Genomic DNA, 14,979 nt, shown 5'->3' with positions numbered 1-14,979 from the left:
CGACATCGGTAGCGCCGACCCATGGTCGGCGAGCACAGCGGGCCGTCTGCGGAGACATTCCGCCGAGCACGGCTCGGCGCTACAACAATCGCAGCGACCGACATCGGTAGCGCCGCCCCATGGTCGGCGAGCGCAGCGGGCCGCGCGCGGGGACATTCCGCCGAGCGTGGCTCGGCGCTACAACGGCAGCATCACGGCTGTTGCAGCTCCAGCAGCTCGCCCCACAGACCACCGTCGCCCCGCTCTACCCGCAACCGCAGCCGCGTGCCGTGATCGATGCGCAACGCCCAGCACAGGGCCACCGGCAGCCCACATACCTGTGACAGCACCATCCGCAGCGGACCGCCGTGGCTGACGATCAGCGTTGGCGCCGCATCGTCGGCTTCCTCTGCATCGAACAACCGATCCAGCGCGCGCGCGATCCGTCGCTCGAAGTGTCCCCAGCTTTCTCCGTTCGGCGGTGGAAAGGCGTGCGGATCACGATGAAAGCCCAGCAGTGCCTGCTCGGGCAGCGTGTCGATGGCCACACCATCCCAGTCGCCGAAGTCCAGCTCTTCCCACTCCGCGTCCGGCTGCACGTCCAACCCCCGCGGCACGGCCAGCGCCACGGCGGTGTGTAGTGCACGCAGGCGGGGCGAGCAGATCACACGCTCCCATTCGTGCAGGTCATAGGCGGCACACAGACCGTCATGCGCACCAGCCAACAACGGTGGATCGGTGCGTCCGTCCAGGTGGGTATCGCGTCCGGTACTGGCGTGGCGCACCAGGTCCAGGATCATCGTCCGCCCCCGGTGTGCCTGTCGTGCATCAGCGGGCGCACGCCCGGGCGTTCGAACAGGGGAACAACACAACACGGCATGGACGTCATCGGCAGATCTGGAACGAAACAGAGTCCATTCTAGTGCACCGGCCGCATCGCCCTGCATTGCCGCGTGTGATCGCTTAGACTGCGCGCACTTCAAGGTGACCTGCGGCGCAAGCTGGCAGGTTGAAACGGGAAGCCGGTGACACATCGTGAGATGCCACTCCGGCGCTGCCCCCGCAACGGTAAGCGCGTCACAAGCGGACATCACGCCACTGTGCCCAGCATGGGAAGGCGTCCGCCCGGTGGGTTCCCACCGACGGCAAGCCCGGAGACCGGCCAGGAAGCACCAGGTTGCGATGCGGTGGGCATCGGCGACGGCCATCGCGAGCATTCGCGGTGCGCATCGCCCTGCCCCACGTGCTGCAGCTCCCTTAATGTCCGCGCGGGCGTGCGCGGCAGCCGGAGTTCCCTCATGTCAGTGCAGTCCCGAATCCTTTCCCTGGCCGTGCTTGCCGCACTGCCGGGCGTTGCCCACGCGCAGAACGCAGCGACCGCGCTCGACGAAGTGCTGGTCACCGCCACGCGCACACCGATCGCGCTGACCGACAGCCTCAGCCCGGCGCAGGTGATCGACCGCGCCGCAATCGAATCCAGCCAGGCGACCTCGCTGCAGGACCTGCTGCGTGGCCGCGCCGGCATCAACCTGACCAACACCGGCGGACTCGGCAAGCAGACCTCGCTGTTCCTGCGCGGCACCAACTCGTCGCACACCGTAGTGCTGGTGGACGGCGTGCGTATCAATACCGCCGACTTCGGCCTGGCCATGCTGCAGGACCTGCCGCTGGCGCAGATAGAGCGCGTGGAGATCGTGCGCGGGCCACAGTCCAGCCTGTATGGCGCGGATGCCATTGGTGGCGTCGTGCAGATATTCACCCGCCGCAACACAGGCGGATTCGCACCGCACCTGGAGCTGGGGGGCGGCAGCAACGGACTTCGCCAAGCCAGCGGCGGTATCGGCGGGGGCACGGAACGGGGCTGGTTCGGCATCGATATCGCCTACCAGCACAGCGATGGCATCGATGCCTGCCGGGGCTCGGCGGCCACCTTCCAAGGCTGCGGCGCGGATGAGCCAGACCGCGACGGCTACCGCAACCTGTCCAAGAGCGCGCGCGGCGGCTACCACGTCAACGACCAGTGGACCGTAGAGGGCAGTGCGTTGCGCGCCGAAGCGGAGAACCACTACGACGGCTATTACAACTATTCCGAGACCTTGCAGCAGGTACTGGCTGGCAAGGTCCGCTATGCCCCCTCTGAGCGGTTGACCGTGACCGCCAATATCGGCCGCAGCGACAACGAGTCCGACAACAGCGGCCCGTTCGGTGCGTTCGGCCGTGCGCAGACACAGCGTGACAGTGCCTCGGTGCAGGCTGACATCGGCTTTGCCGACGGCCAGCTGCTGAGCGGCGGCGTGGACTGGAGCGATGACAGCCTGGACGGCAGCAGCGCTGGCTATCTGGTCGACAGCCGTGACAACACCGGCGTGTTCCTGCAGTACCAGGGACGCTTCGGTCAGCACCAACTGCAGGCCAGCGTGCGCAACGATGACAACGAGCAGTTCGGTAACCACACCACCGGTTCGCTGGCGTGGGGCATGGAACTGGGCAGCGGCTGGAAGCTGACCGCCAGCCATGGCACCGCGTTCAAGGCACCTACTTTCAGCGATCTGTACGATCCGTGGAGCGGTGTTGCCGCCCTTGATCCGGAGAAGGCGCGCAGCACCAATGTCGGCGTCGCTCAGCAGGGCCAAGGCTGGCGCTGGGGCTTGGATGTTTACGAGACGCGCGTGGACGACCTGATCACATATGACGCGGCAACCTTCCGCATGACACAGGTGGAAAAGGCCCGCATCCGCGGAGCCGAGCTGACCGGCACCACCCACGTGGCCGGTATCGACGTCAACGCGCAGCTGAGCTACACCGATCCGCGCAACCACACCGTCGGTACCCAGTACGACAACTGGCTGGCGCGTCGCGCGCAGCAGACCGCGCGCATCGACCTGGACCGCCGCTTTGGTGACGTGCGTGTGGGCGTCACCGGCTTCGGTGCCGGCAAGCGGTATGACGATGCCGCCAACACGGTGAAGCTGGGCGGCTACGGCACGCTGGACGTGCGCCTTGAGTACGCGCTGGGTCCAGACTGGTCGTTGCTGGCGCGTGCGGCGAACGTGTTCGATCGCCGCTACGAAACCGTCGCCTGGTACAACCAGCCCGGCCGCGAGTACCAGCTCAGCGTGCGCTACCAGCCGCAGTAACGCAGCGGGAGCGGTAGCGCCGAAGGCAGCGGCAGGAGCCGCTGCCAACGTCGCGTGCGACGGCCCGCAGGGTGCCGGTCAGGACGACCGGCATACCCATGGTCGGCGAGCGCAGCGGGCTGTGTGCGGAAGCATTCCGCCGAGCACGGCTCGGCGCTACAACAGCGCCCGAGAGCGGTAGCGCCGACCCATGGTCGGCGAGCGCAGCGGGCCGTGCACGGAAACATTCCGCCGAGCACGGCTCGGCGCTACCGTTACGCCCCGGCGCGCAACCCAGGCAGATCGCGCAGGTCATCGATCACGGCGACCGCTTCGTTGTGCTGCAGATCCAGGCCCCGCGGATAGCCATAGCGCACCAGGGCAACCGGCATGCCCGCATCCAGTGCGGCACGGTAATCCGTCAAGGAATCGCCCACCATCAGGCACGCGGCCGGGTCTTCGCCGAACTGCGCCGCGATGTGCCGCAAGGGCTCACCACTCGGCTTGCGCTGCGGCAGCGAATCGCCTCCCAGTACCAACGCGAACACAGTGCCGATCCCCAGGTGATCCAGCAGCGGCTGCACCAGCGCCGACGGCTTGTTGGTGCAGATGGCCATGGGCACATCGCGCGCCTGCAGCACCTGCAGCGCCTCAGCCACGCCATCGAACAGCTGCGGACTGCGCAGCAGGCACTCGCGGTAATGCACCATGAAGCCCGGCATCACCGTGTCCAGATCGATCGTGCTGCCGGCCGCGGTGAAGGCCTGCTCCACGAGTCGGCGCACGCCATCGCCGATCCACGTCAACACGGTGGCCTCCGGCACGCGCGGCAGCTGCCAGTCCACCAAGGTGCGGTTGAGCGCCTCTGCGATATCAGCGGCACTGTCGACGAGCGTGCCATCAAGGTCGAATACGACCAACGGATAGGGATACGTTGTTGCTTCGCTCACGGGGCGGCTGCGCAATGCGGGGGGAGGCACAGTGTAGGGACCTGCGCCGTAACACCGCGTGGTGTCTGCAGCCTGGTTTTCGCTGCGTCCGCACGGGCTCAGCAATAGGGCGCGAACGCAGGGCCTGAAAAGCGCTCCACCAGGAAGTCGACGAAACTGCGCAGCAATGTCGATTGCTGTCGACGCGAGGCATACACGGCATGCAGCCCCATCACGTCCAGCGTGTAGTCCGGTAACAGCGCCACCAGTTCGCCGCTGGCCAACAGCGGGTTCACCTGGTAAGCGGGCAGCATGGCGATCCCCGTCCCGCTGCGCACCGCCTCCAGCAGCAACGACGAATCGTTGGCACTGATGTTGCCCGATACACTCACCGCCACCTCACGCCCGTCCCGCCGCAGCCGCCATACCCCCTTGCCGACGTAGTGATGGGTCAGGCAGTTGTGCGATGCCAGCTCTTCCGCGCTCTGCGGCGTGCCGTGCTGCCGCAGGTAGGCCGGGGCCACGCACAGCACCGACCGGCAGTCCGCCAACCGCCGCGCGATCAGCGCCGGATCGATCTGCCGTGAAATGCGCACCGCCAGATCGATGCGCTCTTCCACCAGATTGACGATGCGGTCCACCATCAGCAGTTCGATCCGTGCCTGCGCGTGGCGCTTCACGTAGTCCGCAACGGCGGGAGCCAAATGCAGCTGCCCGAACGACACGCTGGCCGTTACGCGCAACACACCGTGCGGCTCGGGATCCTGGCTGGCCAGCTCATCTTCCAGCGTCTGGCGCACGCTACGCATCTGCTGGAAATGCGACAGCGCAACGTCGCCCGGCCCCGTCAGCCCCACCCGGCGGGTCGTCCGGTGCAGCAGGCGCGCGCCGAGCCACTGCTCCAGCTCCGCCAGATAACGGGTCACCATGGGCCGTGACATGTCCAGGGCCTCCGCCGCAGCCGTCAGACTGCCGCGCTCGGCGACCTCGATGAACACGTCGATGGCAGTAAGTCGGTCCACTTGTTCGATCCATGCAACAAACACGGTCGTTATACGCTGTTTTTCGAACCAGTGGCGACGCCTACAGTGATCGCTCCCAACCGCTACGGAGCTCCCCCATGAAGATCGCCCTCGTCGGTGCCACCGGCAACATCGGTCGCCAGATCGCCCGCCACGCCTTGGCCAAGGGCCATCAGGTAACGGCCATCGTGCGCAGTGAAAAAGCGCTCCCCGCCGAGCTGGCAGGCGCCTCCCTGGCCATCGCCCCGTTGGACGATGCCGCCGCACTCGCCGCCGTCATCCGTGGACACGATGTGCTGGCCAGCGCCTACGGCCCGCGCCCCGGCGATGACATCGGCCAGATCGCCGTCGTGGCCGCGCAACTGGTGGCAGCCGCACGCGAAGCCAACGTGCCGCGGCTGGTGGTGGTGGGGGGTGCGGGCAGCCTGGAGGTCGCCCCGGGCCTGCAACTGGTCGACACACCGGATTTCCCGGCCGCTTACAAACCCTTCGCACTCGCCGCACGCGATGCACTGACCCAGCTGCGCCCGGTGCAGGACATCGACTGGACGTTCTTCTCGCCCGCCGCAGAAATCGGCCCCGGTGAAGAACGCGGAACCTATCGCGTACAGGCCAGGACGTTCCTTACCGACGCCGACGGCCACAGCCGCATCAGCTACGCCGACTATGGCGCCGCCTTTGTCGAAGAACTCGAAACCAACGCCCACCCGCGTGAAATCATCACCGCCGCCTACTGACGAAAACGGGGACGGAGGGAATTAATTTCGATTAATCCCCTCCGTCCCCGTTCTGGAAGAGGTCACCCTGCAGGACGGGTTCGCGCTCGCGGAAGCCGCCCAGGCCGACGCCGACCAGCCGGTAACGGGTGTCTTCTGGCAGGTCCACGCGGGCCCGCAGGGCCAGTGCGATGTCACGCAGCGCTTCCATTGATTCCGGCGCGCGCTCCGGCGTGTAGCTGCGGGTCAGGATGCGGAACTGCGCGGTCTTCAGCTTCAATACCACGGTATGCCCGATGCGGTCGGTCTTGCGCGTAGCCGTCCAGGTCTTCTCGGCCAACTGCACGATGGCCGGCTCCAGTGCATCCAGCGGTAGGTCTTCGGCGAAGGTGTCCTCCGACGATATCGACTGCACCTGCTGGTCGGGCTCCACCGGACGTTCGTCGATGCCGCGCGCGCGGTTGTACAGGCTGCGGCCGAAACTGCCGAAGGCTTCCTCCAGCGCCGCCGCCGACCAGGCGCGCAGGTCACCGCAGGTGATGATGCCCAACGCCGCCAGCTTGCCCTCCATCACCGCGCCGACGCCCGGGACCTTTTTCACCGGTAGCGGCAGCAGAAACGCATCCACCCGCTGCGGCGTCACCACGAACTGCCCATCCGGCTTGCGCCAGTCCGACGCGATCTTCGCCAGGAACTTGTTCGGCGCAATGCCGGCAGAGGCGGTCAGCGCGGTCTCGTCGCGGATCTGCGTGCGTATCTCGCGGGCGATGTCGGTTGCCAGCGCGATGCCGGATTTCGGCACGGTCACATCCAGGTACGCCTCGTCCAGCGACAGCGGCTCCACCAGGTCGGTGTGGCGCAGGAAGATCTCGCGTACCTGCCGCGAAACCGCCTTGTAGCGGGCGAAGTCCGGCGGCACGAACACGGCATCCGGGCACAGCCGTTCAGCCCGCAGTGCCGGCATGGCCGAGCGGATGCCGAACACCCGGGCCTCGTAGGAGGCCGCGCATACCACCGAACGCGCCCCACGCCACGCCACCACCACCGGCCTTCCGCGCAGTGACGGGTCATCGCGCTGCTCCACCGACGCGTAGAACGCGTCCATGTCAACGTGGATGATCTTGCGCATAGTGCTCATGATGAAGGGAAAGGGGGCATTCGACCTTGGTGGGCCACACGCCGAAGTATGGTCGTTGCACATCAACAGGATGCGCGTTTTCAGCTGTACACACTACGCGTGCGTACGGTGGAAATGTTTGATTGAAACCATTCCCGTCATGCATCCTCGGGCGCTTGATTACCCGTTCTTCGCTTCCAGGATCGTGCTTTCCATGACTCGTCTCCACGCGTTCGACCGCGACCAGCTGCTGGCCAGCGCCCGCGGTGAACTGTTCGGCGCCAGCGCCGGGCGCCTGCCCAACGACCCGATGCTGATGTTCGACCGCATCACCGACATCCGCGATGACCGCGGCCCGCACGGCAAGGGCATGGTACGCGCAGAACTGGATATCCGTCCGGACCTCTGGTTCTTCAAGTGCCACTTCGCCGGCGACCCGGTCATGCCCGGCTGCCTGGGGTTGGATGCCATGTGGCAGCTCACCGGCTTCTTCCTCACCTGGATCGGCGCCCCCGGCCGCGGCCGTGCGCTTGGCTGTGGTGACGTGAAGTTCACCGGCCAGGTCCTGCCCGACGCCAAGCTGGTCAGCTATGAAGTCGACATCACCCGGGTCATCAACCGCAAGCTGGTGATGGCCCAGGCCGACGCCCGCATGCTGGTGGATGGCCGCGAAATCTACGTCGCCAAGGATCTGCGCGTGGGCCTCTTCACTTCCACCGAGAACTTCTGATGCGTCGCGTCGTCATTACTGGAATGGGCATCACCTCGTGCCTGGGCAACGACCTGGACACCGTATCGGCCAACCTGCGCGCCAGCCGCCCCGGCATCACCGCCCTGCCTGACCATGCCGAAGCCGGCCTGCGCAGCCAGGTCGGTGGTCGCGTGGACCTGGACCTGGATGCGTTGATCGACCGCAAGCTCAAGCGCTTCATGAGCGATGCCTCGGCGTTCGCCTACATCGCCGCACGCGATGCCATCGTTGATGCCGGCCTGACCACCGAGCAGGTGAGCAACCCGCGTACCGGCCTGATCGCCGGTTCCGGCGGTGGCTCCAGCGAGTGGCAGGTGGAAGCGGCCGATATCCTGCGCAGCCGCGGCGTGCGCAAGGTCGGCCCGTACATGGTGCCGCGCACGATGTGCAGCACGGTGTCGGCCTGCCTGGCCACCGCGTTCCAGATCAAGGGCCTCAGTTATTCGTTGTCGGCCGCCTGCGCCACCTCGGCACACTGCATCGGCGCGGCCGCCGACCTGATCCGCCACGGCGCGCAGGACATCATGCTCGCCGGTGGCGGTGAAGACCTGCACTGGTCGATGAGCGTGATGTTCGATGCGATGGGCGCGCTGTCCACCGGCTTCAACGAGACCCCGGCCACGGCCTCGCGCCCGTATGACAAGGACCGCGACGGCTTCGTCATCGCCGGCGGCGGTGGCATGCTGGTGCTGGAAGACTACGACCACGCCATTGCGCGCGGTGCCACCATCCATGCCGAGCTGATCGGCTATGGCGTGACCTCCGATGGCGCCGACATGGTCGCTCCGTCCGGCGAAGGTGCCGTGCGCTGCATGAAGATGGCCATGGAACACGTGGACCGTCCGCTGGATTACCTCAATACCCACGGCACGTCCACGCCGCTGGGCGACGTCACCGAGCTGGGTGCGATCCGCGAAGTATTCGGCGAGGCCATTCCGCCGCTGTCGTCGACGAAGGCGCTGTCCGGCCATTCGCTGGGTGCGGCAAGCGTGCACGAGGCGATCTACTGCCTGCTGATGATGCGCGATGGGTTCATTGCCGGTTCGGCGAACATCACCGAGCTTGATCCGAAGGTGGAAGGATTCCCGATCGTGCGCGAGAGCCGCGAGCAGCAGCTGGATACGGTGATGTCCAACAGCTTCGGCTTCGGCGGCACCAACGCCGCGTTGGTGTTCGGCCGGGTCTGAGCCGATCCGCTGGGCGCAACCGGATAGCGGTCGTGACGGGAGCGCCAGGTAGCGCCGAGCCATGCTCGGCGTCACCCCGCACCGCGCGGCGGTGCCTCAGGGTGCAGCCGCCAACCAGGGCACCAGCAGGGCCCGCACGTCATGCAGTGAGTCCACGATGCGGTGGCCCAGCGCACGCAGGCCGTCATCCGGATGCACCAGATCGGGCACTTGGATGGCGGTCATGCCCGCGGCCACGGCGGCCCGCGTGCCGGCGGGCGAATCCTCCAGCGCCAGGCAGCGCGCCGGGTCCTTGCCCAGCCGCTGCGCAGCCAACAGGTAGATGTCCGGCGCCGGCTTGGGGTGCTGCACATCGCTGCTGGTCACCACCGCGTCGAAGTACGGCAGGAGACCACTGGCCCCCAGCTTGCGGTTGGCGCGGGGTTGCCGGGTAGAGGTCGCCACCGCACGCGGCACGCCGTGCGTCTTCAGCAGATCGAGCAGTTCCAGGATGCCCGGGCGCAGCGGCAGGCCCGCCTGGGTGCGCGCCTCGTACAGGTCATGGCAGTTCGAAAACAGGGAGGCGATCCGCGCCTCGTCGATATGCTGCAGCAGCAGCCGCTCGCAGTCACGATCGCCCAGCCCCACCATCTGCAGGAAGAATCCATCGGGCAGCGCGATGCCCATTGCCGCCGATGCCTCGCTCCAGCAGGCAATCGACACCCGCTCGCTGTCGATCATCAGACCGTCCATGTCGAAGATGACGGCGTCAGGGCGGAACGGCAAAGCGGCAATCTCACTCACGGCGCGAACAGGGTGTCCAGATCGGTCGCATCCAACGGACGCCACTGCCCCTCTTCCAGTCCTTGCAGTCCCAGCCCACCCACACGGCTGCGGTGCAGCGCGTCGACGTGGTTGCCGACCGCAGCGAACATCCGCCGTACCTGGTGATAGCGGCCCTCATGCAGCACCAGCGTCGCGCTGCGCGGGCCATGCACGGTCAGCTCCGCCGGCAGCAGCGGGGTCTTCTCCGCTTCCAGCATCAGCGCGCCGCTGGCGAACTGTCCTGCCTCGTCACCGCGCAGGTCCTCGGCCAGCTCCACCTCATACACCTTCGGCAGCTTGGCCTTCGGCGAGATGATCCGGTGCAGCAGCCCACCGTCGTCGGTCAGCAGCAGCAGGCCACTGGTATCGCGGTCCAGTCGACCCACCGTGGACAACACCGGGTCACGATCGCGGTAGCGCGGCGGCAGCAGGTCATACACCAGCCGCCCCTTGTCCTTGGTCGAACAGGTGACACCGCGCGGCTTGTGCAGGGCGATGGTCAACCCGACCGGGGCGTCCAGCGGCTCGCCGTCCACGCGGATGGCCTCGTGCGCCACTTGATCGTCGGCGTACAGGACCTCGCCCTCCGCATCGGTGACGCGGCCTTCGCGAAACAGCCACTGCACCTGCTTGCGGCTGCCATAGCCCAGGTTTGCGATCAGCTTGACCAGCTTCACCGGCTGCCTCCGCGCACCGCCTCGATCAGCTTGAACCCATCACGCTCGGCCACGACCCGCACGGTGCCGAAGCTGTCGTTGAGCACGTTTTCGTAGGGCAGGTGACGGTTGGCGACCACGAACAACCGGCCGCCCCGCTTCAACGCCTGCGCGGCCACGGCGATGAACCGCTGGCCGATGTCCGGCCGGTTCTCGCGCGAGGGCGTGTGGAAGGGCGGATTGCTGATGATCACGTCGTAGCCCGGCTCGATGCCGGCGGTGACGTCGCGCCACAGGAACTGCACCGGCAGCGCACGCGGCGGCTCGGCCAGGTTGAACCGCGCCAGGTCCAGCGCGCGACCTTCCGCTTCATAGAGGTCCAGCGCACTGATGGCGGGGCAGCGCTCCAGCAGTTCGCGCGACAGATAGCCGTAGCCGGCGCCCAGGTCGGCCGCACGCCCGGCCAGATCGGCGGGCAGATGCTCGGCCAGCAGCACCGACGCAGGGTCCGTACGGTCCCACGCGAACACTCCGGGGCGGCTGATGAAGCGCCCGCCCAGGATCGGGCGCGGGGTATCCAGTGCCGCCCAGCGCTTGGCCAGCGCCTCGTCGTGCTGACCCGCTGCAGGGGCGCTCCAGTACACGCGGCAATGGTGCTTGGTCAGGCTGCCGCCCAGCCCGGTCAACTGCTTGAAGTCGCCCTCGCCCGAGCGTGCGCCTTCATCGTTGTGCTGGCAGGCGACGATCACCCCGCCCGGTGCCAGCAGGGTCAGCGCACGGGCGAACAGCGCGCGCGCTTCGTCGCGCTGGCGCGGCGGCAGGACCAGCACCAACGCATAGCGGCCCGCCTGCTCGGCACCCAGTTCGGCGGCAACCTCGAAGCCACCGGCCTCCAGGGCCTGTGCGAAGGGGGCGAAGCTCTGTTCGCAGATGACCTCCCGACCCTGCGCCTGCTCACGCAATGGCCAGCCATCGCGCGCGCGCAGGAAGGCCGCCGGCCCCTGCGGCCAGCGCAGCAGGCCTTGGGACAAGGGCAGGAACAAGGTCTGCAGCGGGGCGTCGTCGCGGGCGGCCATCGGGCACGTAAGCCTTGGAATCTTCAGGGGGCGACCATTGTAGCGGCTCCGCGCCACCGGCTTGCTGACCGTCCGCTTTGCGAAAACCCAACATCCCCTTGATGCAACGCGAACACCCCAGCGGTCAGGGTAGGGGCACCCCCGCAATCCTTGGAGATACCGCATGCGTGCCTTGTTCGTCGGTGGCGTGGTCGACAACAGTGAAATGGACCTGGAGGGCAGTCAGCCGCCCGTGCACTATCCCGAAGATACCGGCGGTGGACATGCCCGCTACCGCCTGCATCAGGTCGGCAAGACCGGCGATGGCAGCGTTGCCTATGCGGTTTATGGGGCACCGGATCTGGCTGATGAGGAGATCAGCCGCGTCGCAGACGAGCGCGCCTACGAGCGCCGCTTCGAAGCAACCGCAACACCGTTCGAACACTGATCCCCAGCGGGAGCGGGCCGTCCAACGGCCCGTCCCTGTGTGGTTGCGCTAGCGCCCCGTCACCGGGGGCAGGTCGCGGATCTCGACGATCTCGTCCAACCACACGTTGTGCTGCTGGGCGGGCGTATCGAGATCATCCAGCCGCAGCTGGCCATTGCTGCCTTCATCGCCGGCTTCATCGCGATACTGCTGGATCGTCGGGCGTACCGCGACGGTACCCAGCACACGGCGGCCGTCATCGAGGATCAGCTGCACACGTGAGTCGCCATCGAGGCGGGGAATCAAGGCTTCCAGCGCGGCAATGCGCGCCGGGTCGGTATGGATACGTGGGGCGGTTCTGGACATGAGTAGGTACCTCCTGCCTGCAGCGTCGCTGATGGGTCGTGAAAACTCAGTGCAACGCGGCCTGCGTGGCGGGAACCTGCACGTGCCGCACAGCGGCCACCAGCTGCGCCACCGAATACGGCTTTGCTACATGCTCCTGGAACCCGGACGCCAACGCACGGCGTCGATCATCCGCGCGTGCCAGTGCGGTCACCGCCACGGCAGGCAACGCCGCCGCATCCACGGCCATGTCCTCGCGCAGCGTACGAATCAAGCCGTAGCCGTCCATCCCTGGCATGCCGATATCGGTCAGTAGTACATCAAAGCGTTCGTGGCGGTTCTCGTCCAGCAATGCCAGCGCCTCGCCGGCGGACGCCGCAGCGGTTACCGCTGCACCCTGCTCTTCCAGCATGCGGCGCAGGTATTCCAGCACTTCCACCTGGTCTTCCACGGCCAGCACGTGCAGGCCGCGCAGTGGATACGGCTCCACCACGCGCTCGATGATGGGGCCGCCACTGATCACCTCGCGCAGCGGGCGCGAGCCCTGGTCCTGCACATAGCGCGGCAGCCGCACGGTAAAGGTCGCGCCATGGCCGTGGCCTTCGCTGGCAGCGGACACCGTGCCACCATGCAGCTCCACCAGCTGCTGCACGATGGCCAGGCCGAGGCCAAGTCCACCATGGCGTCGCGTGGTGGTTCCGTCGGCTTGGCGGAAGCGTCCGAACAGGTGGCCGATGAATTCCGGTGCGATGCCATCGCCGCTGTCCTGCACGGTTACCTGCCAGCCGTCGGGCAGGTCTTCCAGCCGCAGCTTCAGAAAGCCCTCGGCCGGGGTGAACTTGATCGCGTTCGACAGCAGGTTCCACAACACCTGCTGCATGCGTGTCGCATCGCCCAGCACCAGGCAGGGACGATCCGGCAGCTCGATGCTGACGTCGAGCGCCTTGCCCTCTGCCACCAGCTCCTGCGCACCTAGCGCCTCGTTCAGCTGGTCGCGCAGATCGAGCACTTCCACTTCCAGCTGTACCTTGCCCAGCAGCATGCTGCTCAGATCCAGCATGTCCGAGATCAGGCGCTTCTGCGCATTGGCACTGCTGGCGATCACGCCCAGGCCCTTGCGCAGCGGACTGTCCGCCTCGACCCGCTGCAGCAGCAGCTCGCTCCAGCCCAGGATGGTGGTCAACGGCGTACGCAGCTCGTGTGACAACGTGGCCAGGAACTCGTCCTTCAGCCGCGCCGTGTTCTCTGCCGCGCTGCGTGCTGCGCGCTCGGACTGCAGCAGCTCTTCGCGCGCCAGTTCGATCTCCCGGCGTTCGGTGACATCCGGGCTGCTGCCCGCGAGGCCGACGAAGTGACCCTGACGGGAAAACCGCGGACGTGCGTTCATCTCCAGCCAGCGCCATTCGCCATCGGCGCGACGCGCCCGTACCAGCGTCTGCATCGAGCGCTGCGCCGACAGCGCCTCGCGCAGTTCGTACTCAAACACCGACGCATCGTCGGGATGCACCAGTCCCCGCCACACGTCTTCCGGCAGGCGGCTTTCTTCGCCGCCGAAGAACTCGGTGAACGCACTGTTGACGAACCGCGAATGGCCGAGCTCGTCCAGCACCCACACCGGCATCGGCAATCCATCCGCCAGTGCACTGAAACGCGCTTCGCTCTCGCCCAGCTCGCCCTCGATCTGCTTGCGTGCGCTGACGTCGAAGAACAACACCGCGACCGTATCATCGCCCGCTGCCCCGACCTGCACCGCATCGACGGAGTACGAGCGGCCCAGCGCCCGCGCCTCCATCTCGAACTGGGCGGGCTGGCCCGTGCGGGCGACACGGCCGTAGATGCGGGACCAGTCCGCTTCGTGGCCAGGCTCCAGCTCGGACATGCGCTTGCCCACCGGATCGATCAGACCGGTATGGCGGGCGAAGGAATCGTTCACTTCAAGGAACAGGTAATCCACAGGCCGCTCGTTCTCGAACAGCACCTTGATCACGCAGAACCCCGCATACATGCGTTCCAGCACATGCCGGTGGTGGTCCGCAGCACTGGGCACAGCCGGGCGGGACGGGGTTTCCACGGTCGTATCGAGAGAGGACAAGGGCATGGTCAGCCTGGGAACAGTCAGCACAGCATGGTCCAGACTGCGTATTCGCAGCGTCAAGCGCCAACGGTCACGTATCAGGCGATGAATTGCCCATGAGCGCGGACCGTCTGCGACCGCCGGGCCCTTGTCCGGCCCCGACGACAGGCCCACACTGGATCGCACACCCACTGCGCCGCCTGCGGCGCTGGAGCCAGGTCATGACCCGCCTCTCGACACCCCGGCTGCTGCTGGCCACCTTGCTTGCTACCGCGGCGATCACCGCCACGGCGGCGCCGCGTACCGTTACTGATCCCCAGGCGCCGCGCGCACTGGAAGCCGACGGCCCGGTCAGCGTGAAGTGGAACGACCCCAGCGGGTTCGCCGAACTGCGCAACAGCACCAACCGGTTCGAGGCCGAGCGTGGCAACTGGGTACAGCAACTGGCCGAGTACACGCGCAAGACCGCCAGCAAGAGCCTGCAGCCCGGCCAGCTGCTGGATGTCACCTTCGTGGACATCAAGCGTGCCGGTGATTTCGAGCCATGGCAGGGTCCGCGGGCCAGCGACATCCGCATCATGCGTGACATCTATCCACCCCGGATCACCCTGGCCTACACCCTGAAAGGGGCGGACGGCACCGTGATCGACCAGGGCGAAGCCGCGCTGCGTGACAGCGGCTACCTGCACGGCAGCGTGGGCCTGCACAGCAGCAGCGACCCGTTGCGCTACGAAAAGAAGCTCATCGACGACTGGGTGCGCCGCGACCTGGCCAAACGGATCGCCGCCAACTGAGCGGATC

15 protein-coding genes and 1 riboswitch are annotated in these 14,979 nt (G+C 67.0%); of the genes, 6 read left to right on the top strand and 9 right to left on the bottom strand.

Annotated elements, in window-relative coordinates:
* Positions 1-191: 191 nt before the first annotated feature.
* Positions 192-779, bottom strand: coding sequence for a histidine phosphatase family protein (locus ABRP17_RS10750; protein ID WP_192081107.1), 588 nt, complete (start codon positions 777-779; stop codon positions 192-194).
* 165 nt (positions 780-944) lie between these two features.
* Positions 945-1,161, top strand: a riboswitch (cobalamin riboswitch).
* 116 nt (positions 1,162-1,277) lie between these two features.
* Here ABRP17_RS10750 and btuB point away from each other — a divergent pair.
* A complete protein-coding gene (gene btuB, locus ABRP17_RS10745; protein WP_349984664.1) occupies positions 1,278-3,116 on the top strand; it encodes a TonB-dependent vitamin B12 receptor in 1,839 nt (612 codons plus the stop codon).
* Positions 3,117-3,370: 254 nt separating this feature from the next.
* On the opposite strand, the gene gph is transcribed toward btuB, so the two are convergent.
* Both gph and ABRP17_RS10735 read right to left on the bottom strand, forming a co-directional pair.
* Positions 3,371-4,045: a phosphoglycolate phosphatase gene (gene gph, locus ABRP17_RS10740; RefSeq protein WP_349984665.1), complete on the bottom strand. Its 675-nt coding sequence runs from the start codon at positions 4,043-4,045 to the stop codon at positions 3,371-3,373.
* Between the two features lie 98 nt (positions 4,046-4,143).
* Entirely contained in the window at positions 4,144-5,046 is a 903-nt protein-coding gene (locus tag ABRP17_RS10735; RefSeq protein WP_349984666.1) for a LysR family transcriptional regulator, read from the bottom strand.
* Positions 5,047-5,144: 98 nt separating this feature from the next.
* On the opposite strand from ABRP17_RS10735, the gene ABRP17_RS10730 reads away from it, so the two are divergent.
* Positions 5,145-5,783 carry an NAD(P)H-binding protein gene (locus tag ABRP17_RS10730; RefSeq protein WP_349984667.1) on the top strand — a complete coding sequence of 213 codons (639 nt, stop codon included), beginning with the start codon at positions 5,145-5,147 and terminating at the stop codon, positions 5,781-5,783.
* Between the two features lie 31 nt (positions 5,784-5,814).
* On the opposite strand, the gene dinB is transcribed toward ABRP17_RS10730, so the two are convergent.
* On the bottom strand, positions 5,815-6,900 hold the full coding sequence (dinB, locus tag ABRP17_RS10725) for a DNA polymerase IV (protein ID WP_349984668.1): 1,086 nt from the start codon (positions 6,898-6,900) through the stop codon (positions 5,815-5,817).
* Positions 6,901-7,093: 193 nt separating this feature from the next.
* On the opposite strand from dinB, the gene fabA reads away from it, so the two are divergent.
* Both fabA and fabB read left to right on the top strand, forming a co-directional pair.
* Complete coding sequence (fabA, locus tag ABRP17_RS10720; RefSeq protein ID WP_188325954.1) at positions 7,094-7,609, top strand: 3-hydroxyacyl-[acyl-carrier-protein] dehydratase FabA; 516 nt, start codon at positions 7,094-7,096, stop codon at positions 7,607-7,609.
* Positions 7,609-8,817: a beta-ketoacyl-ACP synthase I gene (gene fabB / locus ABRP17_RS10715; protein ID WP_349984669.1), complete on the top strand. Its 1,209-nt coding sequence runs from the start codon at positions 7,609-7,611 to the stop codon at positions 8,815-8,817. Before fabA ends, fabB begins: the two co-directional genes overlap by 1 nt.
* Positions 8,818-8,913: 96 nt before the next feature.
* Here the strand turns inward: fabB and ABRP17_RS10710 are convergent, their stop codons facing one another.
* Genes ABRP17_RS10710 through ABRP17_RS10700 form a run of 3 tightly spaced genes read right to left on the bottom strand, consistent with a single transcriptional unit; the run spans position 8,914 to position 11,353 of the window.
* Positions 8,914-9,600 carry an HAD family phosphatase gene (locus tag ABRP17_RS10710; protein WP_349984670.1) on the bottom strand — a complete coding sequence of 229 codons (687 nt, stop codon included), beginning with the start codon at positions 9,598-9,600 and terminating at the stop codon, positions 8,914-8,916.
* Positions 9,597-10,298 (bottom strand): pseudouridine synthase, encoded by a 702-nt coding sequence (locus ABRP17_RS10705; RefSeq protein ID WP_188325951.1) that lies wholly within the window; start codon positions 10,296-10,298, stop codon positions 9,597-9,599. The genes ABRP17_RS10710 and ABRP17_RS10705 overlap by 4 nt, the downstream gene beginning before the upstream one ends.
* Positions 10,295-11,353 carry a class I SAM-dependent methyltransferase gene (locus ABRP17_RS10700; RefSeq protein ID WP_192081099.1) on the bottom strand — a complete coding sequence of 353 codons (1,059 nt, stop codon included), beginning with the start codon at positions 11,351-11,353 and terminating at the stop codon, positions 10,295-10,297. The genes ABRP17_RS10705 and ABRP17_RS10700 overlap by 4 nt, the downstream gene beginning before the upstream one ends.
* Positions 11,354-11,516: 163 nt before the next feature.
* Between ABRP17_RS10700 and ABRP17_RS10695 the strand changes: the two genes are divergently transcribed.
* On the top strand, positions 11,517-11,780 hold the full coding sequence (locus ABRP17_RS10695) for a hypothetical protein (RefSeq protein WP_188325949.1): 264 nt from the start codon (positions 11,517-11,519) through the stop codon (positions 11,778-11,780).
* Positions 11,781-11,828: 48 nt separating this feature from the next.
* On the opposite strand, the gene ABRP17_RS10690 is transcribed toward ABRP17_RS10695, so the two are convergent.
* Positions 11,829-12,125: a DUF3247 family protein gene (locus tag ABRP17_RS10690; RefSeq protein ID WP_188325948.1), complete on the bottom strand. Its 297-nt coding sequence runs from the start codon at positions 12,123-12,125 to the stop codon at positions 11,829-11,831.
* Positions 12,126-12,171: 46 nt separating this feature from the next.
* Positions 12,172-14,202, bottom strand: a complete 2,031-nt coding sequence (locus tag ABRP17_RS10685) for an ATP-binding protein (protein ID WP_372486752.1) — start codon at positions 14,200-14,202, stop codon at positions 12,172-12,174.
* A 197-nt stretch (positions 14,203-14,399) separates the two neighbouring features.
* Between ABRP17_RS10685 and ABRP17_RS10680 the strand changes: the two genes are divergently transcribed.
* Positions 14,400-14,972, top strand: coding sequence for a DUF3016 domain-containing protein (locus ABRP17_RS10680; RefSeq protein WP_349984671.1), 573 nt, complete (start codon positions 14,400-14,402; stop codon positions 14,970-14,972).
* Positions 14,973-14,979: the final 7 nt, after the last annotated feature.

The sequence above is a fragment of the Stenotrophomonas sp. WHRI 8082 genome (genome assembly GCF_040223995.2).
Taxonomy (GTDB): Bacteria; Pseudomonadota; Gammaproteobacteria; order Xanthomonadales; family Xanthomonadaceae; genus Stenotrophomonas.
This window is presented reverse-complemented; position numbering and strand designations above follow the sequence as displayed.